General features: G+C 70.0%; 18 protein-coding genes. 14 read left to right on the forward strand and 4 right to left on the reverse strand.

All coding sequences use genetic code 11. From position 1 onward, the window contains the following. Positions 1-24: 24 nt before the first annotated feature. Positions 25-1,017: a S1C family serine protease gene (locus tag LG388_RS18385; RefSeq protein ID WP_225784159.1), complete on the reverse strand. Its 993-nt coding sequence runs from the start codon at positions 1,015-1,017 to the stop codon at positions 25-27. A gap of 106 nt (positions 1,018-1,123) precedes the next feature. Between LG388_RS18385 and LG388_RS18390 the strand changes: the two genes are divergently transcribed. The 8 genes from LG388_RS18390 (at position 1,124) to LG388_RS18425 (ending at position 16,098) form a co-directional block, all read left to right on the forward strand. Next, positions 1,124-2,008 (forward strand): TatD family hydrolase, encoded by an 885-nt coding sequence (locus tag LG388_RS18390; protein ID WP_225784160.1) that lies wholly within the window; start codon positions 1,124-1,126, stop codon positions 2,006-2,008. A gap of 133 nt (positions 2,009-2,141) precedes the next feature. Next, positions 2,142-2,741, forward strand: a complete 600-nt coding sequence (locus LG388_RS18395) for a hypothetical protein (RefSeq protein WP_225784161.1) — start codon at positions 2,142-2,144, stop codon at positions 2,739-2,741. Between the two features lie 282 nt (positions 2,742-3,023). Further along, positions 3,024-10,640: an ExeM/NucH family extracellular endonuclease gene (locus LG388_RS18400; protein ID WP_225784162.1), complete on the forward strand. Its 7,617-nt coding sequence runs from the start codon at positions 3,024-3,026 to the stop codon at positions 10,638-10,640. A 135-nt stretch (positions 10,641-10,775) separates the two neighbouring features. Beyond that, positions 10,776-11,348 (forward strand): DNA-deoxyinosine glycosylase, encoded by a 573-nt coding sequence (locus LG388_RS18405; RefSeq protein ID WP_225784163.1) that lies wholly within the window; start codon positions 10,776-10,778, stop codon positions 11,346-11,348. After that, positions 11,348-12,145 carry a spermidine synthase gene (locus LG388_RS18410; RefSeq protein ID WP_225784164.1) on the forward strand — a complete coding sequence of 266 codons (798 nt, stop codon included), beginning with the start codon at positions 11,348-11,350 and terminating at the stop codon, positions 12,143-12,145. Before LG388_RS18405 ends, LG388_RS18410 begins: the two co-directional genes overlap by 1 nt. Continuing rightward, a complete protein-coding gene (locus LG388_RS18415) occupies positions 12,142-13,929 on the forward strand; it encodes a GspE/PulE family protein (protein ID WP_225784165.1) in 1,788 nt (595 codons plus the stop codon). The genes LG388_RS18410 and LG388_RS18415 overlap by 4 nt, the downstream gene beginning before the upstream one ends. Before the next feature lie 156 nt (positions 13,930-14,085). Further along, positions 14,086-14,574: a tripartite tricarboxylate transporter TctB family protein gene (locus LG388_RS18420; RefSeq protein WP_225784166.1), complete on the forward strand. Its 489-nt coding sequence runs from the start codon at positions 14,086-14,088 to the stop codon at positions 14,572-14,574. A 12-nt stretch (positions 14,575-14,586) separates the two neighbouring features. Next, the gene (locus LG388_RS18425) at positions 14,587-16,098 is read left to right on the forward strand and encodes a tripartite tricarboxylate transporter permease (RefSeq protein WP_225784167.1); all 1,512 of its coding nucleotides are present in this window, start codon (positions 14,587-14,589) and stop codon (positions 16,096-16,098) included. A gap of 658 nt (positions 16,099-16,756) precedes the next feature. Here LG388_RS18425 and groL read toward each other — a convergent pair. The 3 genes from groL to LG388_RS18440 all read right to left on the reverse strand — a co-directional run bounded on the left by groL (position 16,757) and on the right by LG388_RS18440 (position 19,894). Further along, the gene (groL, locus tag LG388_RS18430; RefSeq protein ID WP_225784168.1) at positions 16,757-18,403 is read right to left on the reverse strand and encodes a chaperonin GroEL; all 1,647 of its coding nucleotides are present in this window, start codon (positions 18,401-18,403) and stop codon (positions 16,757-16,759) included. A 50-nt stretch (positions 18,404-18,453) separates the two neighbouring features. Next, positions 18,454-18,744, reverse strand: a complete 291-nt coding sequence (locus LG388_RS18435; protein ID WP_225784169.1) for a co-chaperone GroES — start codon at positions 18,742-18,744, stop codon at positions 18,454-18,456. A 217-nt stretch (positions 18,745-18,961) separates the two neighbouring features. Next, positions 18,962-19,894: a YihY/virulence factor BrkB family protein gene (locus tag LG388_RS18440; RefSeq protein WP_225784170.1), complete on the reverse strand. Its 933-nt coding sequence runs from the start codon at positions 19,892-19,894 to the stop codon at positions 18,962-18,964. Between the two features lie 401 nt (positions 19,895-20,295). On the opposite strand from LG388_RS18440, the gene gntA reads away from it, so the two are divergent. The 6 genes from gntA (at position 20,296) to LG388_RS18470 (ending at position 25,368) form a co-directional block, all read left to right on the forward strand. Next, entirely contained in the window at positions 20,296-20,988 is a 693-nt protein-coding gene (gene gntA, locus LG388_RS18445) for a guanitoxin biosynthesis heme-dependent pre-guanitoxin N-hydroxylase GntA (RefSeq protein WP_225784171.1), read from the forward strand. Next, positions 20,985-21,599: a DUF1989 domain-containing protein gene (locus tag LG388_RS18450; protein WP_225784172.1), complete on the forward strand. Its 615-nt coding sequence runs from the start codon at positions 20,985-20,987 to the stop codon at positions 21,597-21,599. The genes gntA and LG388_RS18450 overlap by 4 nt, the downstream gene beginning before the upstream one ends. After that, entirely contained in the window at positions 21,592-23,457 is a 1,866-nt protein-coding gene (locus LG388_RS18455; RefSeq protein WP_225784173.1) for an ATP-dependent DNA helicase RecQ, read from the forward strand. The genes LG388_RS18450 and LG388_RS18455 overlap by 8 nt, the downstream gene beginning before the upstream one ends. 272 nt (positions 23,458-23,729) lie before the next feature. Next, complete coding sequence (locus LG388_RS18460; RefSeq protein WP_370630196.1) at positions 23,730-24,293, forward strand: DNA-3-methyladenine glycosylase; 564 nt, start codon at positions 23,730-23,732, stop codon at positions 24,291-24,293. After that, complete coding sequence (locus tag LG388_RS18465; protein WP_225784175.1) at positions 24,290-24,946, forward strand: DUF72 domain-containing protein; 657 nt, start codon at positions 24,290-24,292, stop codon at positions 24,944-24,946. Before LG388_RS18460 ends, LG388_RS18465 begins: the two co-directional genes overlap by 4 nt. Then, complete coding sequence (locus tag LG388_RS18470) at positions 24,874-25,368, forward strand: ferritin-like domain-containing protein (RefSeq protein ID WP_225784176.1); 495 nt, start codon at positions 24,874-24,876, stop codon at positions 25,366-25,368. Before LG388_RS18465 ends, LG388_RS18470 begins: the two co-directional genes overlap by 73 nt. Positions 25,369-25,385: the final 17 nt, after the last annotated feature.

Here is a 25,385-nt window from a genome sequence, read left to right on the forward strand (position 1 = left end):
GGGCAGGCGGCAGATGCGAAAGTGCTAGAAGGGCGGCGACCCGGCGGCCGAGGCCGCGTTCTCGATCGGCACCGCGAAGCCGATGCCGATGAAGGTGCGCTGCTGCGTCGGGTTGAGGATGGCGGTGACGATGCCCAGCACCTCGCCGTCCATGTTGACCAGCGGGCCGCCCGAATTGCCGGGGTTGGCCGCGGCATCGAACTGGATCAGGTTGCCCAGTTCCTGCTTGCCTTCGGGCGAACGGAAGGAGCGCTTGAGCCCCGACACCACGCCCGCCGATACCGAGGGCCCGATGCCGAAGGGAAAGCCGACCGCCACCACCTGGTCGCCGGGGCGCAGGTCGGCCGTGGAGCGCAGGGTCGCGGCGATCAGGTCGTCGGGCAGCTTCCTGGCCTGCAGCACGGCCAGGTCGTTTTCCGGCTGCGCGCCGGTCACGGTGGCGTCGGACTCGGTGCCGTCGTGGAAGGTGACCTTGATGCGCTCGGCGCCGGCGACCACGTGCAGGTTGGTCAGGATGGTGCCGTTGTCCACGATCACCACGCCCGTGCCCACGCCGCGCTCCTCGGGCTCGTGCGGCGCCGCTTCGGCCTCGGGCGCCTTGCCCTTGCCCAGGTTGCGGCCACGCTTTTCCTGCTTGGCGGCGGGCGTGTTCTTTTCCGGGCCGTAGCCCACCACCCGCACCAGCGAGGGGCCGATGGTCTCGGCCGCGCGCGCGGCCGGGGAGGGCAGGGTCTGCGTGGCCAGCGTGCGCAGCACGGCGGCGTCAATGTCCTTCTGGGTCAGCGCATGCGGGCTGTGCGTGGGCCACACCCAGGCCGCGCCCGCCGCCAGCGACAGGCTCAGCGCCAGCAGCACGGCGAAGCTGCCGCGGCCGGGCTGCCAGCGCGGCTTGCCGGCCGGCGCGGCGCCACTGTCGGCCGCCGCATCGGCCGGGGCGGCCTGCTGCCCGGTGGCGCCGGCGCCGGCCGCGGGCCGGACGGCCTGGGGAGAAGGGCTGTAGCGGACGGGCCTGCGCATGGATGCACCTCCGGCAAGAGCGTGGCAGGGAGCAAAAGCGATCCGGGAACGGGGTCACACTAGCACGCTTTGTGCCCCCTTGCATGTCATCGTGCATCATGACCGCATGAGCATCTTCGTCGATACACACTGTCACCTGGATGCGCCGGAGTTCGGCGACGAGGCGCCCGCCGTGCAGGCGCGGGCACGGCAGGCCGGCGTGGCGCTCGGTGTGATTCCGGCGGTGGGCGTTTTCAATTTCGAGGCCGTGCGCACGCTGGCGCACCGCCAGGGCGATGCCTATGCGCTGGGCATCCACCCGCTTTTCACGCCGAAGGCGCGGCCGGAAGACCTCGACACGCTGGCCGACGCCTTGCGCACGCATCAGGCCGACCCGCGGCTGGTGGCCCTCGGCGAGATCGGGCTGGACTTTTTCGCACCGGGGCTGGACGACGCCAAGCAGCAGCACTTCTTTCGCCGCCAGCTGGAGCTGGCGCGCGACTTCGAGCTGCCGGTGCTCATCCATGTGCGCCGCTCGGTGGACAAGGTGCTGCGGCAGCTGCGCGAGGTGGGGCGCGGCCAGCCGTGGCGTGGCATCGCCCATGCCTTCAACGGCAGCGCGCAACAGGCGGATGCCTGCCTTTCGCTGGGGCTGAAGCTGGGCTTCGGCGGTGCGGTGACCTTCGAGCGCGCGCTGCAGTTGCGGCGGCTGGCCGCCCAACTGCCGCTGGAGGCGCTGGTCCTGGAAACCGACGCCCCCGACATCCCCCCGCATTGGCTCTACCGCACGCAGGCCCAACGCGAGGCTGGCGAGCCCCAGGGCCGCAACGAGCCGGCCGAGCTGCCGCGCATCGCCCAGGTCATTGCCGAACTGCGCGGCGCCCGCGTGGATGACGTGGCGATCGCCACGGTGCGCAATGCGTGCGAGGCCATGCCCCGCTTGGCAGCCCTGCTGCCCGTTGACGGCGGTGGACCGGCCTCGCTGTACGCGCAGGGCCTACAGCAGCCGTAGGCCGACCGCGCGACCCGCAGGACGGCGCTCGACCCGCATGCTTTTGGTGTCATCCTTGGCGTGCGCTTCCTCGTTGGAGCGGGCACACGGCGACATTTCCGCGCCGAAGCCTTTGTCACACAGGAGAACCCACATGCAGAATGTTCACTCCCTTCTTTCCCTGCGCGCGGCCGCGGCGGCGGCTGTGTTCACGATGGCAGGCGTTGCACTGCCGGTCGTGGCACAGGACCGCTACCCCGCGGAAGCCACCAGCGTCGAGCAGGCGCGCGAGTTCGGCGCCAACACGGCCCATCGCGCCGAGCGCGGCGCTGAACGCGCCTGGGACGCCACCAAGGACACGACGCGCCGTGCCGTGAACGCCACCGAGCGCGGTGCCGAGCGCGCCTGGGATGCGACCAAGGACACCACCCGGCGTGCGGCCCACGCGACCGAACGTGGCGCCGAGAAGGCCTGGAACGCGACCCGCGACACCACCGAAAGGGCCGTCGACGCCACCAAGAGCGGCACGCGCAAGGCGGTGAACGCCACCGAGCGCGGCGGCAAGAAGGCCTGGAACGCCACCAAGGAAACCACGGGCAAGGCCGTGGACGCCACCCAGCGCGGCGCCAGGAAGGCCGGGGATGCCACCAGCAACGTCGCGCACAAGGCGGCCGACGGCATGCGTGCGACCGGCGACAAGATCGGCGAGAAGATTCCGGGCACGGCCCAGCATGAGGCCGCCGAGAAGCGCTGAGCACTGACGGCAAGGCAGGCCGGGCCTTGGCTCGGCGTGCCCCGCTTCCCGCAGCAAGGGGCGTCGCCTGAGTTTCAGGCGGCGCCCTTTTTTCATGGCTTTCTCGCTTTGCGCGGGGTCGCACGCCCCTGAGGCGCGTCGGCACGCGTTGCGCGTCACGCCCCTTTCACAAGCGCCTTCTACGCTGACCGGCTTTCCCTGTTCCGGGCACGGATCGATGCGTCTGCGCGTCTTGCGCACAGGCGTCGATCGATGCTCTCTGCGATCCAAGGACTTCCGTTCATGTCGACGACGTATCACAAGCTGCGCGAGGGCGCTTTCTCCCAGGACTGGTCGGACACCGGCCTGATCACGGTCAATGACAACTGGGACCGCGTGCCTTCCATCGTGGGTGACCGTGGCGATGACCTGGTTGCCACCACCGGGGCCGATCCCCGGACCGTGCTGAGCGCAGGCTCGATGGTGCTGGACGTCAATGCCAACCAGACGAATCCCGATACTTTTTCGACGGGCGGGGTGGCCGAATTCCATCTGGCGAATCCGGTGGTGGCGTTGCAGGGTTCGGGCACGGCGGACGCACCGAACCTGGTGATCCACCTCGACGCCACGGGGCGGCAGAACATCACCGTGAGCTACCTGCTGCGCGATCTGGATGGCAGCGCCGACGATGCCGTGCAGGCCGTGGCGCTCCAATACCGCATCGGGGAAATCGGAGACTTCATCAACGTCCCTTCCGCCTACGTCGCGGATGCCACCGCGGCCGGAAGCGCGACCCAGGTCACGGCGGTTTCCGCCGTGTTGCCGGCCGCCGTCAATGGCGCGGCACAGCTGCAGGTGCGCATCCTCACCACGAATGCCGCGGGCAACGACGAGTGGGTGGGCATCGACGACATCGTCGTCGACAGTGCCCCGGCTGCTGCCGCCACGCTGAGCTATGCCGGCGTGTTGCAGGAGTCCGCCGCCTTCGACGGCAGCATCGACCCGGACAGCCCCATCGTCATCACCTTGGCGGGCGACACCTTCGCCGGCAGCAACGGCGACGCGCTGGCGGCCAGCTTCGGCAACCTGCCCGACGGCCTTCAGGCGCAGCTCACGCGCACCGGCGACACCACGGCCGAGCTGCGCCTGGTGGGCACCGCGGGTTCACATGCCAATGCCGATGACGTGGCGAACCTCTCCGTCACGTTCCTGGACGCGGCCTTCTCGGGCGGCTCCGCGGCCGCCGTCGCGGGCGCCAGCCGCACCGACCTGCGCATCGACTTCGGCGACACGGGCGACGTGGGCAGCGTGCAGACCTTCACGCCCAACGCCGGCACGGCCTCGGGCAGTTCCGACGCGTCGACGGCCTATGCGCTCGATGCCAACTGGATGGTGGTGGGCGACGACGAAGCCAACGTGCTGCGCGTGTACCACCGCGAAGGCGGCGCGGCCGTGAAGGAATGGAATTTCGAGGCGCATGTCCAGGCCGGCGACGAGCTGGACCTGGAAGCCGGCACGCGCATCGGCGACACCTACTACTTCACCGGCTCGCACAGCAACAAGAAGAGCGGCGCCGAGCACGACAGCCGCGAATACCTCTTCGCCGTGCAGATCGAAGGCACGGGGGCCGATACGCAGTTCACCTACCTGGGCAAGCACGGCGGGCTGGAGCAGCAGCTGGCGGCGTGGGACGCCGCCAACGGCCACGGCCTGGGCGCCCACCACTTCGGCTTCGCAGCCTCCTCGGCCAGCGGCGTGGTGCCCGAGGGCACGAACGGCTTTTCCATCGAAGGCCTGGCGGCCTCGGCCGACGGCAGCCGGCTGCTGCTGGGCTTTCGCGCGCCGCAGGCCTCCACCGGCACGCGCGACAAGGCCGTGGTCGTGGAAGTGGGCCTGGACGGGCTGTTCGGCGCCGAGGGCGGCACGGCCACGCCGACCTTCGCCGCAGTGCACGAACTGAACCTCGGCGGGCGCGGCATCCGCTCCATCGAGCAGGCCGCGGATGGCAGCGGCTACCTGATCCTGGCCGGCCCGTCCGGCTCGGCCAGCGCCGAGGTCACGCATGACTTCCGCCTGTTCCGCTGGGACGGCGTGAGCGAGACGCCGCAGGAACTGGACGTGGACCTGGACGTGTTGCGCGACGGCACGGGCGGCAGCTTCGAAACCCTCGTCGACGTGCGCAGCACCGGGCAGGGCACCTTCGTCCAGCTGCTGCAGGACAACGGCGACACGGTGTGGCCCGGCAAGAGCGCGGTGTCCAAGGACCTGCCCGCCGACCAGCAGCAGTTCGTCGGCCACTGGGTGCAGATCGGCGCTGAGGTGGACAACAGCACCGGCGGCCCGGCGCTCAAGGCCACCAGCCCGGCGGACGACGCCGGCAACGTGGCCGTGGGCGCCCACCTGGTGCTCAAGTTCGACGAAGGCGTGAAGGCCGGCGCCGGCCGCTTCGTGCTCCGCGACAGCGAGGGCGGGCTGGTGGAGGCCATCGACGCCGGCGACACCGCGCGGGTGAAGTTCGACTTCAACACGGTCACTATCGATCCGTCCGTCACGCTGCAAGGCAACACGGGCTATTACGTGGAGACCGAAGGCGCGGCCGTGACCGATCACTACGGCAACGTGTGGGCCGGGCTGGCCGGCCCGACGGCCTTCAATTTCACGACCTTCGATGCCTCGGCCGCCCCGGCGACCCTGCTGATCACCGAGGTCAACTCGAACGGGGGCCCGGCCGACTTCTTCGAGATCTACAACCACGGCAGCGAGGCCATCGACCTGAGCGGCTGGACCTGGAACGACAGCAAGCAGGAGGCCGCCGACGCCGCCACGCTGCCCGATGGCACGGTGCTGCCGCCCGGTGGCCGCCTGGTGGTGGTGAGCGACGACGCGCTGACGCCGGAAGCCTTCCGCGCCGCCTGGGGCCTGGACGGCAGCGTCGCCGTGGTGGTCACGGCCGGCCCGGGCCTGGGCGCCGGCGACGGCGTGGCGCTGCTCAACCCCGCCGGCCAGCTGGCGGCGGCCCTCAACTACGGCAACGCCACCTTCACGGCCGGCGGCGTCAGCGTGGCGCCGGCCATCCTGAGCGGCGGCGCCGGCATCACGGCGACGGCCCATGCGGGAGCGGCGGCGGGCGGCGTGGGCACGGCCTCGATGGTGTGGGACGGCCTGTCGGTCACCGCACCCACCTACACCGCGGCGGTCGCGGGGCAGAACGGCGCGCATGCCACGGTGAGCGGCGGCGCGGGTGTGGGCTCGCCCGGGGTGGCGGCCAAGCCCAGCGTGCTGATCACCGAAGTCAACTCCAACGCAGGCGTCGACTTCTTCGAGCTGTACAACCACGGTTCGACCGCCCTCGACCTGACGGGCTGGAAGTGGGACGACGACTCCGCCAACTTCAAGGATGCGGCGGCCGTGTCCTTCCCGGCCGGCACCACGCTGGCAGCGGGCGAGAAGCTGATCGTCATCGTCGGCACCGACGTGGCGGGCTTTCGCGCCGGCTGGGGCGGCCTGCCGGAGTCGGTGCAGGTCGTCGGCGTGAGCAGCAACCCCGGCCTGGGCGGCAGCGATGCCGTGGTGGTCTTCGATGCCCATGGCAGCGTGGCTGCCGCGCTCAGCTACAAGCCCACCGGCACCCACCTCACGGCCAGCGATGGGACGGTGATCGCGCCGCTGGTGCGCGCCGACGGCCAGGCCACGGCCAGCGGGCATGCGGGCGTGGCGGTGGGCGCGACGGCCACCGTGTCCGCGGTGTGGGACGGCGTCTCCGTCACCGACCCGAAATACCAGGCGGCCGTGGCCGGCCAGGACGGTGCCTTCGCCAGCAGCGTGGGCGTGGGTTCGCCCGGCGTGGTCGGCGCCACGGGGCCTGCCGTGGGGGCTGCGCCGAACTATTCGCAGGCCTTCAACGACGCGGCCGGCTTCGCCGAGTTCACGAAGTTCAGCAAGGACCCGGATGTCGCGAACGCGTGGTACTTCAGCGCCAGCCAGCAGGCGGCGGAAGTCAACGGCTTCGGCGACGCGGCGCCGGCCGACGACTGGCTGATCTCCAAGGCCTTCAACCTGAACGGCACCGCGGTCGAGTTCCTGAGCTTCCGCACCTGGACCAACTTCACCGACGCGGGCATCGCGCAGCCGCTCACACTCAAGTACTCCACCGACTACAGCGGCTCGGGCGACCCGTCGCAGGCCACCTGGACGGAACTGAGCTTCACCGCATCGCCGCGCGCCAGCCAGGCCTGGACGGACTCCGGCCTGATCGACCTGTCGGAGATCAGCGGCACGAACGTGCATTTCGCGTTCCAGTACCAGTCGTCCGGCACCACGGCCAGCACCTCCTCGTCGTGGCGCCTGGACGACTTCAGGATCGACAGCCATGCCACGCCGGTGATTTCCATCGCCGCCACCGATGCCGACAAGGCCGAGGGCGACACGGGCAGCACGGCCTTCACCTTCACCGTGACGCGGGCCGGCAGCGACCTGCAGGCCGAGACCGTGGACTGGAGCGTCCAGGGTTCGGGCACCCACGCGGCCGATGCGGCCGACTTCGGCGGGGCGCTGCCTTCGGGCACGGTGCACTTCGCGGCCGGCCAGAAGACGGCCACGATCACGGTGCAGGGGATGGCGGATACGCGGACCGAGACCGACGAGACCTTCACCGTCACGCTGGGCACCCCTTCGGCCGGCAGCACGGTCATCCATGGCGGCAGCGCCACGGGCACCATCCGCAACGACGACGGCCTGAGCATCACCCGGATCGGTGAGATCCAGGGCGAGGTGACCGACGTGGCCGGCATCGCCGCGAACTCGGCGATGCATGGCCAGAAGGTGATCATCGAGGGCACGCTCACCGGCTATGCGCCGGGCCTGAGTGGCTTCTACGTGCAGGACGAAGGCGATGGCAATGCCAACACCTCGGACGGCATCTTCGTGTACTTCGGCAACAACGTGGCGATCAAGGAACTGGTCGCGGCCAGCGCCCCAGGCTACCAGGTGCGCGTGGAAGGCACGGTGGGCAACTACAAGGGGCAGACCCAGCTGAGCGGCACCGTCACCTACACGGTGCTGGACAGCACGGGCACGGCGCTGCCCGCACCGGTGCAGATCAAGCTGCCCGTGCAGGACATGCTGGCCTGGGAGGCCGTGGAAGGCATGTTGGTGGAAGTCAGCTCGGGCACCGAGGGCGGCTCGCTGGTCGTCACCGACAACTACAACTACGGCCGCTATGGGCAGGCGACGCTCACCTCCGATGACCTGCAGAAGCTGTTCACGGAAGAGAACGCGCCGGACAAGGCGGGCTTCGATGCGCACAACGCGCAGCTGAAGCTGGACCAGATCATCCTGGACGACGGCGTGGGCGCGCAGAACCCGGTCTCCGGCCTGGTGGGCCGCAACGGCGAAGCGCTGTCGGCCAGCAATCCGCTGCGTGCCGGCGACGCCACCGACAAGATCGTCGGCATCGTCGACCAGTTCTTCGGCGCCACGAACACCGACGCCAGCAGCGCCAGCAACGCGCACCCGCAGGCCGCGGCGCACGAGACCACCTACCGCATCCAGCCCGTGGTGGAGACGCCGGTTTTCACCGGGGCACCGCGCCCGACGGCGGACGACATCCCGGACGCGATCCAGAACGCCGAGATCAAGGTCGCTTCGGCCAACGTGCTGAACTACTTCAACACGCTGGGCACGGCGCAATTCACCACCTCGGCCGGCAACACCATGGCGGGGCGCGGGGCCAGCAATGCGGCCGAGTTCACGCGCCAGCAGGACAAGATCGTCGAAAGCCTGCTGGGCCTGGATGCCGACGTGATCGGCCTGATGGAGATCCAGAACAACGGCTTCGGCGAGGGCAGTGCGCTGGACGCCCTGGTCAAGGCGCTCAACGCGAAGGCCGGCGGCGACGTCTACACCTACGTGGGTGCGCCCGACCACGGCGCCGGCAGCGATGCCATCACCGTGGCGGTCATCTACAAGAAGGACAAGGTCGCGCCGGTGGGCACGACGGCATCGCCCGATGCTTCGTATGACGCCTTCTACGAGCTGGGCAATCGCGTGCCGGTGGCGCAGACCTTCGAGTCGCTGGCCAGCGGCGAGAAGTTCACGGTGGTGGTGAACCACTTCAAGAGCAAGAGCAGCGGCACCGCCGCCCAAGGGCAGGACCAGGGCGACGGGCAGGGCGCCAGCTACCTGGCCCGCGAGAAGGCGGCCGCCCAGCTGCTGGAATGGCTGGGCACCCAGCCCACGGGCGAAGCCGATCCCGACACCCTGCTGCTGGGGGACTTCAATGCCTACAGCCAGGAGAAGACGGTCAGCGACCTGGTGGCGGGCGGCTACGAGAAGATCTCGACGGGCTATTCCTATTCCTTCGACGGCCTGTGGGGCTCCCTGGACCATGTGTTCGCCAGCGACGCCTTGCAGGACAGCGGCCAGGTCGCCGGCGTGTACAAGTGGGCGATCAATGCGCAAGAGCCGGTGGTGCTGGACTACAACACCGACTTTCCCAAGCCCGCGGACAGCTATGCGCCGGACGCTTATCGCTCCAGCGACCACAACCCGATCCTCGTGGGCCTGAATCTGGGCGCGCCGACGCCCACCCCGACGCCGACGCCGACGCCCACACCGACGCCGACGCCCACACCGACACCGACACCGACACCGACCCCCACGCCTGGACAGCAGATCGTCGGTTCGAATGCCGGGGAGATGCTGCAGGGCGGTGCGGGCAACGACCGCATCGACGGCGGCGCGGGCCTGGACTGGGTGCGCAGCGAAGGCGCGCGGGAGGCGCACCAGATCGCGCGGCAGGCCGACGGCAGCTGGCTGCTGGAAAGCGATGCCGGCGGCCGCGACAGGCTGGTCGACGTGGAGCGCGTGCTCTTCGACGACGGTGCCGTGGCGCTGGATCTGCAGGACGGCGGCCAGGCCGCGCTGGCGGCCCGCCTGATCGGCGTGGTGGCCGGACCCGAGGCCGTGAAGGACCCGGCCCTGGTGGGAGAAGTGCTGGGCTACCTGGACGCGCTGGGCGAGGACGGCTTCCTGCGCGTGCTGGACGAACTGGGCGTGATCGCGGCGCAGGCCGGCGGCTCGGATTCGGCGTCGCTGCTCACGCTGCTGCACACCCATGTGACGGGCCGCGCCCCCGACACCGCCGAACTGCAGCAGATGGTCGAGCTGCAGCAGGCCCTGGGGCTGGACACGGCGGGCACCATTGCGTGGGCCGCACGCCTGCCGCAGACCGCCGCGCGCATCGGCCTCGAAGCACTGGCCACCGAGGGGCTGGCTTTCCAGCGCTTCGATGGCCTGCTGCTGGGCAGCGCGCAGGACGACCGCCTGAGCGCCGTGGCCAATGGCCAGCGGATCGATGGCCGCGAAGGCCTGGACACCTTCGTCTACGAGGGCGAGCGCGGCGACTATGTCATCGAGCGCCAGGCCGATGGCTCCTACACGGTGCAGGCCCGCCAGGGCGGCACCCTCGACCACCTGTGGAATGTGGAGCGCATCGAGTTCGCCGACGCCAGGGTGGCGCTGGACCTGGTGCCAGGCCGGGCCGGCGACGCGCTGAAGCTGCTGCAGGCGCTCGGCGGTGACGCGGCCCTGGAGAACGCCGACTGGGTGGCGCAAGCCGTTCGCCAGGTGGATGCGCTGGGCCTGGCCGGCGCGGCCCAGGCCGTGGTGGACGCGGGGGTGGCGGCTCATTTCGCCGGCGGCGCGTCGCTCGAAGCGCTGCTGGCCCAGGTGGCCGCCAATGTCACCGGCGCGGCCCTGTCGGCGGACGAGCTGCAGTGGCACCTTGACTTTGCCGAGGCGCGGGGCATGGACGCTGCGGACGTGCTCGCGTTCGCTGCCGAGCTGCCGATCACGGCGCAGCGCGTGGATCTGGTGGGTCTGGCCCAGCAAGGCGTGGCCTACGAGATGTGGGAGGCCTGATCCTCTTCAGGCCCTGCACGGCCGGGTGCTACGGCGACGCCTGAGTGTCGCCGCAGCCCGACCCGGCGCCGCGGCCGGCTTCGCTGCCGGCCGCGGCGTTCTGTCTTGGCCTTGCGCCAGCGCGCGGCAGCGACAATGGCGACCGTGTCTGTGCCCCTTTCCCCCGTCCTCGCGTCCGCCGCAGCTCCCGCGCCGGAGGGCGGCCCCTGCGTGCTTCAGGGCCTCGCGCCCGTGGCCGGCCCCGGCACCGTGCTGCTGATCCTGGGCAGCTTCCCGGGCGTGCGCTCGCTGCAGCTGCAGCAGTACTACGCCCATCCGCAGAACCAGTTCTGGAAGATCCTGCAGGCGCTGTGGCCGCAGCATCCGCTGCCCGGGGCTTCGCAGCCCGGCGGCTACGCCGCGCGCTGCCGCTGGCTGCTGGACCGCGGCCTGGGCCTGTGGGACGTGTATGCCCGCTGCACGCGCAGCGGCAGCCTGGACAGCGCGATCCGCGACGCCGTGCCCAACGACATTGCCGGCCTGAAGCTGCCGCGCCTGAAAGCCGTGGCGCACAACGGCGGCGAGAGCTTCCGTCACGCGCGCCACACGGCGCAGCTGGGGGTGCCCGTGCACCGGTTGCCTTCCACCAGCCCCGCGAACGCGAGCTGGACCTTCGAGCGCAAGCTCGGTGCGTGGCGTGCCGTCGTGGCCGAACAGGGGCTGCTCTGATGGCGGCCCCGCGTCAACCGGGCAAGAACGGCAAGGCCCGTGCCGCTGCAGCCCCTGCCGAGTTGCCCGAAGTCAATTTCTCCGACTGGGGCGATCGCCGCTACCTGCACCTGGGCACGGAATGGGTGCAGGGCTCGATGCGGCTCGACGCGCCGGACGAGATCGACCTCGAGTACGTGCAGCGCATGATGGCCTGGCTGCTGTTCGTGGAGCCGGCCTCGGTCGCGCGGCGCCACGCCATGCAGCTGGGGCTGGGCGCGGCGGCGCTCACCAAGTTCAGCCGCAAGCGCCTGCGCATGCGCACCACGGCCATCGAACTGAACCCGCAGGTGCTGGCGGCCTGCCGCGGCTGGTTCAAGCTGCCCGCGGACGATGGGAAGCTGCGGGTCGTGATCGCGGACGCGGCCGAAGAGATACGCAGGACCGAATGGCAGGGCAGCGTCGATGCCCTGCAGGTGGACCTGTACGACCATGAGGCCGCGGCCCCGGTGCTGGACAGCGCCGATTTCTACGCCGATTGCCGGGCGCTGCTGACCGAGGACGGCTGCATGACGGTCAACCTCTTCGGCCGCTCCTCGAGCTACGAGCGCAGCCTGGAGAAGATCGCCGAGGCCTTCGGCGCCGAGGCCCTGTGGGCCTTCAAGCCCACGCGCGAAGGCAACACGGTGGTGCTGGCGCAGCGCACGCCGGCGCGCCCCCGGCGCGACAAGCTGGCCGACCAGGCCGAGGCCGTGCAGGCGCGCTGGGGCCTGCCGGCGCCCAAATGGCTGCGCGTCTTCAAATCCCTGGCACCATGACGGGCGTGAATCCCCCGTCCTCCACCGCCCCGGCCTATGAAGGCCCGCTGCAGCTGCGCGTGCTGATCGAATGGCTGGCGCGCGACGGCGTGATCTCGCCTGCCGAGGCGCAACGCACGCTGATGCGCTGCGCCCAGGTCGAAAGCCGTCAGCCGCCGCTGGTGCGGCTGGCCAACGTGGCGATGGCGCGGGAAGCGGACGGCAAGCCGCTGGACCTGGAACAGCTGGCGCAATGGCTGGCGCGCCGCGCCGGCCTGGACTACCTGCGCATCGATCCGCTCAAGGTGGACGTGGCCAAGGTCTCGGAGACCATGAGCGCGGGCTATGCGGAGCGGCACAAGGTGCTGCCGGTGCAGGTGACGAACGCCGAGGTGGTGGTGGCCACGGCCGAGCCCTTCCTCACCGACTGGGTGGGCGAGGTGGAGCGCCAGTCGCGCCGCAGCGTGCGCCGCGTGGTCGCCAACCCCAGCGACATCCAGCGCTACACGGCCGAGTTCTTCGCGCTCGCCAAGTCGGTGCGCGCGGCGCAGAAGGCGGGCTCGGGCAGCAGCGCGGCCAATTTCGAACAGCTGGTCGAGCTGGGCCGCAGCAACAAGCAGCTCGACGCCAACGACCAGAGCGTGGTGCAGCTGGTGGACTGGCTGTGGCAGTACGCCTTCGACCAGCGCGCTTCCGACATCCACCTGGAGCCGCGCCGCGAGCAGGGCGTGGCGCGCTTTCGCATCGACGGCGTGCTGCATCCGGCCTACCAGCTGCCGCTGGGCGTGCTGGCCGCCATGATCTCGCGCATCAAGCTGCTGGGCCGCATGGACGTGGTCGAGAAGCGCCGCCCGCTGGACGGCCGCATCAAGACGCGCAATCCGCGCGGGGACGAGGTGGAAATGCGCCTGTCCACGCTGCCCACGGCCTTTGGCGAGAAGATGGTGATGCGCATCTTCGACCCCGACAACGCCGTCAAGGACCTCGACGCGCTGGGCTTTCCGCCACAGGACGCGAAGCGCTGGGAAGAACTGGTCGCGCGGCCGCACGGCATCGTGCTCGTCACCGGCCCCACGGGCTCGGGCAAGACGACGACGCTGTACTCCACGCTCAAGCGCGTGGCGACCGAGGAGGTGAACGTCAGCACGGTGGAGGACCCGATCGAGATGATCGAGCCGGCCTTCAACCAGACGCAGGTGCAGCCGCAGCTGGACTTCGGCTTCACCGAAGGCCTGCGCGCGCTGATGCGGCAGGACCCGGACATCATCATGGTGGGCGAGATCCGCGACCTGGACACGGCCGAGATGGCGGTGCAGGCCGCGCTCACGGGCCACCTGGTCTTCAGCACGCTGCACACCAACGACGCGCCCAGCGCCACCACGCGCCTGATGGAGCTGGGCGTGCCGGCCTACCTCATCAACGCCACGCTGCTGGGCGTGCTGGCGCAACGGCTGGTGCGCACCTTGTGCCCGGCCTGCAAGGTGCCCGACGAAAGCGTCACCCACGAGACACTCGCCGAGGCCGTCAAGCCCTGGACCCTCACCGGCCGCGTGAGCGCCTACCGTGCCGTGGGCTGCGTCGATTGCCGCATGACCGGCTACCGCGGGCGCATGGGGCTGTACGAACTGCTCACCGTGTCCGAAGCCTTCAAGGGCCTGTTGAACAAGGCGCCGAGCATCGATGCCCTGCGCCGCCAGGGCGTGAGCGACGGCATGCGCCCCCTGCGCCTGGCCGGCGTGCTGCGCGTGGCCGAAGGCCTGACCACGCTGGAAGAAGTGTTCAGCGCCACCCCGCCCCTGGAATAGGCGCGCGGCGCATCCGCAGCGCGCACACGCACCGCCCTGGTGCGCGATGCCGCGTGCGCAGGGTTAACCCTGTGTAACGATTAGGTGGAATCCACATCGATCCTGACGGGCGGCTGACCAAGAATCCGCCGGTTCCTATTTCTCAGGAGTTCGTTCGTGAAAATCAAAAGTCAGAAGGACTTTTTCGCGGGCCTGATGTTCACGCTGGTCGGTGCGGGTTTCGCCTGGGGCGCGACCACCTACAACGTGGGCACCGGCGCGCGCATGGGTCCGGGCTACTTTCCCCTGATGCTGGGCATCCTGCTGGCCATTCTGGGCCTCATCGTCATCTTCACCTCGCTGGCCGTGGAGACGGTGGACGGTGAACCGGTGGGCAAGATCGCATGGAAGCCGCTGTTCTTCATCATCACCGCCAACCTCGTGTTCGGCGTGCTGCTGGGCGGCCTGCCGAGCATCGGCCTGCCGGCCATGGGCCTGATCATCGCGATCTATGCGCTGGTCATCATCGCCGGCCTCGCCGGGCCCACGCATTCGCTCAAGTTGTCGCTGGTGCTGGCCACCGTCCTGGCGGTGGGCAGCTATCTCGCATTCATCGTCGGCCTGAAACTGCAGTTCCAGGTCTGGCCGACTTTCATCACCGGTTGAGGTCGCGCTGACATGGATCTGATCACCAACCTCTCGATCGGCTTCGGCGCGGCTTTCACGCTGCAGAACCTGATCTATGCCTTCATCGGCTGTCTGCTGGGCACCCTGATCGGCGTGCTGCCGGGCATCGGCTCCGTGGCGACCATCGCCATGCTGCTGCCCGCCACCTACGCGCTGCCGCCCATCGCCGCGCTGATCATGCTGGCCGGCATCTACTACGGCTCGCAGTACGGCGGCTCCACCACCGCCATCCTGGTCAATCTCCCGGGCGAGTCCGCCTCGGTCGTCACCGTGATCGACGGGCACGCGATGGCCAAGAACGGACGGGCCGGACCGGCGCTGGCCGCGGCCGGGCTGGGTTCCTTCTTCGCCGGCTGCGTGGGCACGCTGATCCTGGCGGCCTTCGCGCCGCCGCTGACCGAAGTGGCTTTCAAGTTCGGGCCGGCCGAGTACTTCTCGCTCATGGTCCTGGGCCTGATCGGCGCCGTGGTGCTGGCTTCGGGCTCGCTGCTCAAGGCCATCTGCATGATCGTGCTGGGCCTGCTGCTGGGGCTGGTGGGCACCGACGTGAACTCGGGCGTGGCCCGCTACAGCTTCGACATTCCGGAGCTGACCGACGGCATCGGCTTCATCGCCATCGCCATGGGCGTGTTCGGTTATGGCGAGATCATCTCCAACCTGGCCAAGCCGGAGGAAGAGCGCGAGATCTTCACCGCCAAGGTGCAGGGCCTGTGGCCCACGGCAGAGGATTTCAGGCGCATGACGCCCGCCGTGCTGCGCGGCACGGCGCTGGGCTCCACGCTGGGCATCCTGCCCGGCGGCGGCGCGCTGCTGTCGTCCTTTGCGGCCTACACGCTGGAGAAAAAGCTCAAGCCCAAGGCCGGCGAAGTGCCCTTCGGCAAGGGCAACATCCGCGGCGTGGCCGGCCCCGAGGCCGCCAACAACGCCGGTGCGCAGACCTCCTTCATTCCGCTGCTCACGCTGGGCATTCCGCCCAACCCCGTGATGGCGCTGATGGTGGGCGCGATGACCATCCACAACATCCAGCCCGGCCCGCAGGTGATGACCAGCAACCCCGAGCTGTTCTGGGGCCTGATCGCCTCGATGTGGATCGGCAACCTGATGCTGATCATTCTGAACATGCCGCTGATCGGCATGTGGATCAAGCTGCTGTCGATCCCCTACCGCTGGCTGTTCCCGGCCATCGTGCTGTTCTGCGCCATCGGTGTGTACTCCACGAACAACAACACCTGGGACATCTGGATGGTCGCCATCTTCGGCGTGGTGGGCTACGCCTTCATCAAGCTGGGCTGCGAACCCGCGCCGCTGCTGCTGGGCTTCATCCTGGGGCCGATGATGGAGGAGAACCTGCGGCGGGCGCTGCTGCTGTCGCGCGGCGACTGGAGCGTGCTGGTCACGCGGCCGATCTCGCTGGGCCTGCTGATCGCCGCGGCGCTGCTGATCGTGATCGTGCTGCTGCCCTCGGTGAAATCCAAACGGGAAGAGGCTTTCGTCGAGGAGTGATCCGCGACCGGACCCCGGCCGGCGCCCTGGCGCCGGGCCCGGCCCCTCAAGAAGCACCTTCGGGTGCTTTTTTCATGGGCGCATGTCCGGCGGTCGGTGGCGAAAGGGCCGGGGCGACGGCGAAAGGTCCGCCCGAATGCATCAGCGCGCCGTCGAGCCCTGCCGGCGCCGGTACGTCGTCATGAATGGCTTTGCGTTGCCGTGTTCCAGTCTGGCGCGGACCGCTGGCTGTGGTCCTGTCGGACGCAAGGCTGCAGCGGCTGGGGCTGCGGCTGCGGTGTGCCGGCAGCGCGCAGCGTTGGGTTCCCGTGCGCAGGGCGGCCACGGACCCGCGGCCCGACCATGCACGTACCGGCGAGCGCGCCGATCGGCCGTGCATGCGGCCTCGCCAGGGGCGGCCGGCATGGCTTGCGGCGAGACCATCGGCGGCCGGGCCGTGGGCATGGCAGGCCGACAAAAACGGCCGCGCACGGAAGATGCCCGGGCGGGCCGCCGAGCGCCTCGGCTTCTGCGCGTTCTTGCCGCCCGCCCCAAAACGACAGGGCCCGGTGCAAGCGCACCGGGCCCTGGTGTTGGTCGCGGAAGCTCCGCGGGAGGGACGCCCGCTCCGCAGAGCGGGCCGGTCCGGAGCGCATCGCTGCGCCCCGGGCCAAGGGCATTACATGCCCATGTCGCCCATGCCGCCCATGCCGCCGGGCATGCCGCCCGCTGCAGGTGCGTCGTCCTTCGGCGCTTCGGCGACCATGGCTTCGGTCGTCAGCAGCAGCGAAGCCACGGAAGCGGCGTTCTGCAGAGCCGTGCGGGTCACCTTGGTCGGGTCCAGGATGCCCAGCTCCAGCATGTCGCCGTAGGTGTCGTTGGAGGCGTTGAAGCCGAAGTTGCCCTTGCCTTCCAGCACCTTGTTCACCACCACCGAGGGCTCGCCGCCGGCGTTGGACACGATCTCGCGCAGGGGCGCTTCGATGGCCTTGAGCACCAGCTTGATGCCGGCTTCCTGGTCGACGTTGTCACCCTTGATCTTGTCGCCCACGGCTTGCTTGGCGCGCAGCAGGGCCACGCCGCCACCGGCCACCACGCCTTCTTCCACTGCCGCGCGGGTGGCGTGCAGGGCGTCTTCGACGCGGGCCTTCTTTTCCTTCATCTCGACTTCGGTGGCCGCGCCGACCTTGATCACGGCCACGCCGCCGGCCAGCTTGGCCACGCGCTCTTGCAGCTTCTCGCGGTCGTAGTCGCTGGTGGCTTCCTCGATCTGCACGCGGATCTGCTTCACGCGGGCTTCGATGTCGGCTGCAGCGCCGGCGCCGTCGATGATGGTGGTGTTTTCCTTGCCCACTTCGATGCGCTTGGCCTGGCCCAGGTCGGCCAGGGTCACCTTCTCGAGGGTCAGGCCCACTTCTTCGGCGATGACCTTGCCGCCCGTCAGGATGGCGATGTCTTCCAGCATGGCCTTGCGGCGGTCGCCGAAGCCAGGCGCCTTGACGGCCACGACCTTCAGGATGCCGCGGATGGTGTTCACCACCAGGGTCGCCAGGGCTTCGCCTTCGACTTCCTCGGCAATGATCAGCAGCGGACGGCCGGCCTTGGCCACCTGCTCCAGCGTGGGCAGCAGGTCACGGATGTTGCTGATCTTCTTGTCGAACAGCAGCACGAACGGGTTCTCGAGGATCGCGCTCTGCTTGTCGGGGTTGTTGATGAAGTAGGGCGAGAGGTAGCCGCGGTCGAACTGCATGCCTTCGACGACGTCCAGTTCGCTGTCCAGCGACTTGCCGTCTTCGACGGTGATCACGCCTTCCTTGCCGACCTTGTCCATCGCGTCAGCGATGATCTTGCCGATGGTTTCGTCGCTGTTGGCCGAAATCGAACCAACCTGGGCGATTTCCTTGGAGGTGGTGGTGGCCTTGGAAGCCTTCTTCAGCTCTTCCACCAGGGCGGCGACGGCCTTGTCGATGCCGCGCTTGAGGTCCATGGGGTTCAGGCCGGCGGCCACGTACTTGCTGCCTTCGCGCACGATGGCCTGGGCCAGCACGGTGGCGGTGGTGGTGCCGTCACCGGCGTTGTCGCTGGTCTTGGAGGCCACTTCCTTCACGAGCTGGGCGCCCATGTTCTGCAGCTTGTCCTTGAGTTCGATTTCCTTGGCGACCGACACGCCGTCCTTGGTCACCGTGGGGGCGCCGAAGGAGCGCTCGAGCACCACGTTGCGGCCCTTGGGGCCCAGGGTCACCTTGACCGCGTTGGCCAGGATGTTCACGCCTTCAACCATGCGTGCGCGGGCTTCGCCGCCGAAGACTACGTCTTTTGCTGCCATTTTCAATTAACTCCGAAATTCTTTGAAAGGGGTCTGCTCAGGGAGAAGGCTTACTTCTCGACGACCGCGAACAGGTCGTCTTCCTTCATCACCAGCAGTTCGTCGCCATCGACCTTGACGGTCTGGCCCGAGTACTTGCCGAACAGCACGCGGTCACCGACCTTGACCGTCAGGGCCGTGAGTTCGCCCTTGTCGTTGCGCTTGCCCGGCCCGATGGCCAGGACTTCACCCTGATCGGGCTTCTCGGCGGCGGCGTCGGGGATCACGATGCCCGAAGCGGTCTTGGTTTCGCTGTCAATGCGCTTGACGATCACACGATCGGCCAGAGGACGAAGTTTCAATTGAATCTCCTGGTTGGTTGGTTGGGTTGGCGGGAGAGCGGCGGCAAAGCCGGCGCCCACATTCCTGAGACGGGAGCGCCTCGATTGTTAGCACTCGTCGTCATCGAGTGCTAATGATAGTGGTATTTGATGACGATTCAAGGGCGGCGCGCAGCCGCGCGTTGCGGCACGGCTGCCGCCCCGCCGGAGCGCGCCCCGGCCCGGTGCCGACGGCCCTTCAGCGCGTCTCAGGAGCCTCGTGCGCCGATCGCTCCCGGTGCCACAGCACGGCATTGATCTCGGCGCCGAAGATCAGGGTGGTGGCGCTCACGTAGAGGAAGACGAGCATCGCCACCACGCCCGCGAAGCTGCCGTACACCAGCGCCAGCTTGCCGGCCGTGGCGAGCGTCATCGAGAAGAACACGGCCGCCGCCACCCACAGCGCGGCGCCGACGACCGCCCCCGGCAGCACGGTGCGCAGCCGCTGGCGGTGGTCCGGGAGCCAGCCGTACATCGTGGTGTAGAGGGCGGTCAGCACCACGAAGGCGAGGAAATAGCGGATGCCGTCGCGCAGCCACAGCACCTCCCGCGTGCGGCCGAAGTGGGTGGCCAGGAATTCCCACACGTAGGGCATGATGATCACGGTGCTGAAGGTCATCCAGGTGCCCAGGCCGACGACGATGGTGAAGACCGTCACCTTGATGCGCGCCTTCCAGAAGGGCAGCCCGCGCTCGATGCCGTAGGCGCGGTTGAGGGCCGACCGCACGGCCTGGAAGCCCGAGGACGCGGTCCAGACCGTGGCGAGCCCGCCGATGGCCAGCAGCGCCTGGTTGCGCTGCGCGAGCACCTGGTCGACCACGGGCTGCAGCGCGCTGCGCACCAGCGCCGGCGCGTACTCCATCAGGCGGTTCGCCAGCGAGGCGGCGTCGCCGGGCTCGCCGACGAAGCCCGCCGCCGACGACAGCAGGATCAGCATCGGGAACATCGCCAGCGTGATCGAGAAGGCCAGGCTGCCGGCCTGGTTGGCGCTCTGGTGGAAGATGTAGTTGCGTACGGCGCCCGCCAGCACGGCCACACCGGGCAGGGCGCGCAGGCGGCGCGCGAGCGCCGAGCGGTGCCGGGCCAGCCCTTCGATGAACTTCACGACGTGCGGCGCGGGCGTCGCGCGCAAGGGCAGGGGAGGGCTCGGCGCCTCATGGCTCGGCGGTGGGCGGCGCCCCGGCCGTCGATGCGGGCCGCAGGGCCGCGACGCGCGTCCGCGCGGTCCGAGGTCCGTCGCCCCTTGCCGATGCGTTTGGCTGTGCCATGCCTGGACTGTGCAGCACCCGCCGTGCCAGCCGGCGTAGGAAAGGGGCGAGGGTTGCGGGGGCCGCATGACGCCGGCGGCCTCGGTGCGCCCGGCGTCCCATCCGCGCCAGCCGCAGCGGCAGACGCTTCGTCCAATGACGTGTGGGACACGCGCCGTCCTGCGCGCCGCCCGTGCCGTCCTACGCCCGCGCTGCCCGCGCCTGACGCATTTCTCGGCTGCCCGGGCAATGGCCGGCCCGCGCCCGCGGCGCCAGATTGCAGGGTATGACGCCAACGTCTTCCGACCCTGACAGCACTTCGCGCAGCCCCGTGGAGCAAGCCCGGGCTTTCGTGGCAGATCCTCGATTCCCCTGCGTGGGAGCCAAGTCCGCGCTGAACAAGGACCGCCTGCAGGCACGCAGCTTCGGCCGGCTGGGCAGCCCGCAGGCCACCCGGGCACTGCACACCGCCCTGCGGGACTTCGGCCGCCAGCACCCCGACCCCGGCGCGGCGCCGGTGAGCTTCATGGCCCTGTTCGACGCCGAGCCGATGGACGAACGCGCCTTCGAGCAGCGCCTGTGGCAGCAACTGCAGGCCCTGCACGCGGCGGACCGTGCCGCCGGCTGCGGCTGGGCCGCAGGCGTGAGCGCAGACCCGGCGCAGCGCCATTTCTCCTTCAGCGTGGGCGGCCGCGCCTTCTTCGTGGTGGGCCTACACCCCGGGGCCTCGCGCCTGGCGCGCCGCATGCCCTTGCCCTGCCTGGTCTTCAACTTCCATGAGCAGTTCGAGGCCCTCAAGGCCTCGGGCAAGTACGCCAGCCTGCAGAAGGCGATCCGTGCGCGCGACCTCGCGCTGCAGGGCTCGATCAACCCGGTGCTCGCGCGCTTCGGCGAAGCCTCCGAAGCACGCCAGTATTCCGGCCGCGCCGTCGAGGCCGGCTGGCAATGCCCCTTCCATTCCCTGCACGAGACACGATGAGCGACCTGCATCCCGGCCCCTGCCGCATCCCGCCGCAATCCGGCACCGCCTTCCTGCTGCGCGCCAGCGAGATCCTGCGCATCTACGACCCGATGGGTGAACAGGTGGCGGACCTGTTCGCCTTCAAGCAGGACGACCATGCCTGCAGCCTGTCCTCCGGCCGCACCATCGACTACGCGTCGAAGATCTACCTGAGCACGGGGGACCGGCTCTATGCCAACGACAGCCGGCCCATGTTCCGCATCCTCGACGACAAGGTGGGGCGGCATGACTTCCTGCTCACGCCCTGCAGCCAGGAAATGTTCGAGATCCTCTACCAGCACCGGGGCCACCACCCGAGCTGCTTCGAGAACCTCTGCCGCGCCTTCGAGCCCTTCGGCATCCGGCCCGAGCAGATCCACACCACCTTCAACGTGTTCATGAACGTGGAGGTGGACGCCCAGGGCCTCGTGCGCGTGAAGCCGCCGCGCTCGCGCGCGGGCGACTACATCGAACTGCGGGCCGAGATGAACCTGGTGTGCGCGCTCACGGCCTGCTCGGCCGAGAACTCCAACAACGGCAGCTTCAAGCCCATCGACTACGAGATCATCCGCAGGCCCTGCAATGACTGAACCCGCATCCTGCGAACCCGAACCCGCCGCGGCGGCTGTCCTGCTGGACGAAGCGCGCCGTCTGGCCCGCGAGCTGTTCGGCCATGCGAGCCTGCGCCCGGGCCAGCAGAAGGTGGTGGCGCGCGTGCTCGGGGGCGAGCCGCTCCTGGCCATCATGCCCACGGGCGCGGGCAAATCGCTGTGCTACCAGTTGCCGGCGCTGCTGCTGGAAGGGCGCACGGTGGTGGTGTCGCCGCTGATCGCGCTCATGAAGGACCAGTGCGAGAAGCTGAACGCACGCGGCGTGGGGGCGGTGCAGTTCAACAGCCAGTGCTCGGCGCAGGAGCTGGCGCAGGCCGAGCAACTGCTGGCCGAGGGGGCCGCGCGGCTGGTCTTCACCACGCCTGAACGCCTGGCCGACGAAGCCTTCCTCGAGCTGCTGGCCCGCGGCCGCACCGCCCTGCTGGTGGTGGACGAGGCGCACTGCATCTCGCAATGGGGCCACGATTTCCGGCCGGCCTTCCTGGACATCGGCCGCTGCGCGAAACGCCTGGGTTCGCCGCCCGTGCTGGCGCTCACGGCCACGGCCAATGAGGCGGTGGCCGCGGAGATCATGGACAGGCTGGGCATTGCGCCCGAAGGCCTGGTGCGGACCGGCACCTTCCGGCCCAACCTGCGCTACGGCGTGCAGACCTTTGCCAGTGAAGCCGACAAGCAGGCCCGTGCGCGCCAGCTGCTGGCGCAGTGGACGGGCAGCGGCATCGTGTACGCGGCGACCGTGAAGGCCGCCGCCGAGCTGCATGCCGCGCTGCAGGCCGACGGCCTGAGCGTAGGCCTGTACCACGGCCGGCTCGGCGCCCTGCAGCGCCGCCAGGCGCAGGACGACTTCATGCAGGGTCGCACCCGCATCATGGTGGCCACCCACGCCTTCGGCCTGGGCATCGACAAGCCCGACATCCGCTTCGTGCTGCACTACCAGATGCCGGCCAGCCTGGAGAGCTACTACCAGGAATCGGGCCGCGCGGGCCGGGACGGCCGGCCGGCCGACTGCGTGCTGCTGTACTGCCGGCGCGACAAGGCCGTGCAGCAGTTCTTCCTGGCCGGCAGCGTGCCCGAGCCGCGCGACCTGGAGGCGTTGCATGCGCGCCTGCAGGAGGCGCCGCCCGAGGGCGAGGGCTGGTCCGAGCCGCAACTGCGCGGCGCCCTCGGCATGCCCGCGGCCCGCCTGCGCGCCGCGCTGACGCTGATGCGCCAGCATGCGCTGGTGCGCCGGTGCCGCGACGGGGCATGGCGCCGGCGCGGCCGGGCGCTGACGGCGCGGCGGGCCCAGGCGCTGGTGGCGGCCGAGCGCGCGCGGCGCGACCGCGAACAGCAGGCGCTGGAGCGCATGACCTACTACGCGTCGAGCGGCGTGTGCCGCTGGTCGCTGCTGCTCGATGCCTTCGGCCGCGAGGAGGCCATGCAACGCTGCGGCGTGTGCGACAACTGCCAGCGCATGGCGGCGCTGGAGGCAGCGCAGGCGCGCGAGGGGTGGCCAACTGCGCTGCAGCCACCACGGCCGGCCCCGGCGGCAGCGGATGATCCGGCGGGAGCGCCGGGCGCGGCCGAATCCCCGGCCGAAGCCGCAGCCCGGCCCGTCGAAGTGCGCTTCCAGCCCGACGACCAAGTGCGCGTGCAGAAGTACGGCCGGGGCCGCGTGGTGGGCGAAGACGCGGCAGGCGTGACCGTGGCCTTCGCGGACGGCTCGCAGCGCTGCTTCCTGCGCGAATTCGTGCAGCCCGCGCGGGCGGCACGAACGAAGGCGCCGATTGCCTCGACGGGTGCGCTGGGCCTGCCGCCGGCGGCGGCCGCGCTGCCGTTGCCGGCTGGCGCCGCGTAGCGCAGGGGAGTGGAGGGCAGGGAATTGGCAGCGCTGCCACCCGCGGGTCGGAAAGCGCAGCGGGCGCGCAGGCGCAAAGGCGCGAAGGCAAGAAGACGCGGTGGCTGAAGCCATGAACGGCGCGCGCGGTCATTCGCCCCTGTGCACGCACGTAGGACGCTTCACCCGGTGTGCCCTGCATGGGCGCTGGCGGCCGGGCGGCGGCCCTTCCGGTGCGCGCGCAGGCGGCCGCGCCACTTGCCGCGCAAGCGGGCCTGCGCAGAATGGACTGCATGCATCGACTCGCAGGCATCGACTTCAGTGACGACTCGGTGGCCGTCGCGCGGGCGCTCATCGGCGTGCAGGTGTTCGTGGATGGCGTGGGCGGGCGCATCGTCGAAACCGAGGCCTACGACGCCGACGACCCGGCCTCGCACAGCTTCAGCGGCCCCTCGCTGCGCAACGCCACCATGTTCGGCCCGCCTGCACACGTGTACGTCTACCGCTCCTATGGCATCCACTGGTGCATGAATTTCGTCTGCCGCGAGGCGGGCCATGGCGCCGGGGTGCTGATCCGCGCGATCGAGCCGCTGCAGGGGCTGGACGCCATGCGCGCGCGCCGCGGGCTGGTGGACGAACGCCTGCTGTGCGCCGGGCCGGGGCGCGTGGGCCAGGCGCTGGGCATCGACCGCTCCTTCGACGGCCGTGCGCTGGACGGGCCGCCCTTCCTGCTGTGGCCGCCGGAGGGCGCGCCCCCGGTCGTGGCGGGGCCGCGCATCGGCATCTCCAAGGCTGTCGATCAACCCTGGCGCTTCGGGCTGGCCGGCTCGCGCTACCTCAGCCGGCGTTTCGCATGAACGCGGACGATCCGCCGCTGCGCATCGGCACCGCGGCCTGGTCCATTCCGCGTGCCGTGGCCGCCTCCTTCCCGGGTGAAGGCACGCACCTGGCCCGCTATGCGCGGGTGCTGAACTGCGCCGAGATCAACAGCTCCTTCTACCGCCATCACCGGCCCGAGGTCTACGCGCGCTGGGCCGCCCAGACGCCGCCGGGCTTTCGCTTCGCGGTGAAGCTGCCGCGCCAGGTCACGCATGTGCAGCGGCTGCGTGCGGCCCGCGCGCCGTTGAAGCGCTTCCTCGACGAAGCCGCGGGCCTGGGCGACCGGCTGGGCGTGCTGCTGGTGCAGCTGCCGCCCTCGCAGCCCTTCGAGGCGCGGCCGGTGCGCACCTTCTTCGGCGTGCTGGCCGAGCTGTTCGACGGGCCGGTGGTGTGCGAACCGCGCCATGCCAGCTGGTTCGCGCCCGCGGCCGATCGCCTGCTGACGCGCCATTTTTTCCGGTCGCACGCCGCGCAGCGCCCGGCGCCTACACACCGGCGCCCGGGCTGTCCTCAGCCTCCAAGGCTCCCCTTCCTCCCACCCTTTCCCAGGAGCCCTTCATGCCCATCAAAGCCATTCCCGAACTCTTCGTTCATGAGCTGTCCGACACCTACAGCGCCGAGAAGCAGATGACGCGCTCGCTGCCCAAGATGGCCAAGGCCGCGACCGACCCCGAGCTGGCCGCGGCCTTCGAGGCGCATCTGGAGGAAACGCGCGGCCAGGTGGCGCGCATCGAGGAACTGGCCGAGGCCGCGGGCCTCAAGCTCAAGCGCATCAAGTGCGAAGGCATGGCCGGCCTCATCGAGGAGGCGACCTCGATGATGGACCAAGTGCAGGAAGGCCCGGTGCTGGACGCCGCCCTCATCGGCGCCGCGCAGAAGGCCGAGCACTACGAGATCGCCAGCTACACCTCGCTGATCCTGATGGCCAAGAAGCTGGGCCTGGCCCAGGCCGTGCCGCTGCTGCAGGAAACGCTGCAGGAAGAGCAGGCCACCGACCAGAAGCTCAGCGTGCTGGCCGAGGCGGCGCAGATCGAACAGGCGCAGCAGGCCTGAGGGCCACCGTTGCGCGC

It is taken from the genome of Xenophilus sp. Marseille-Q4582 (genome assembly GCF_916700565.1).
In the GTDB taxonomy this organism is placed as follows: Bacteria; Pseudomonadota; Gammaproteobacteria; order Burkholderiales; family Burkholderiaceae_C; genus Xenophilus.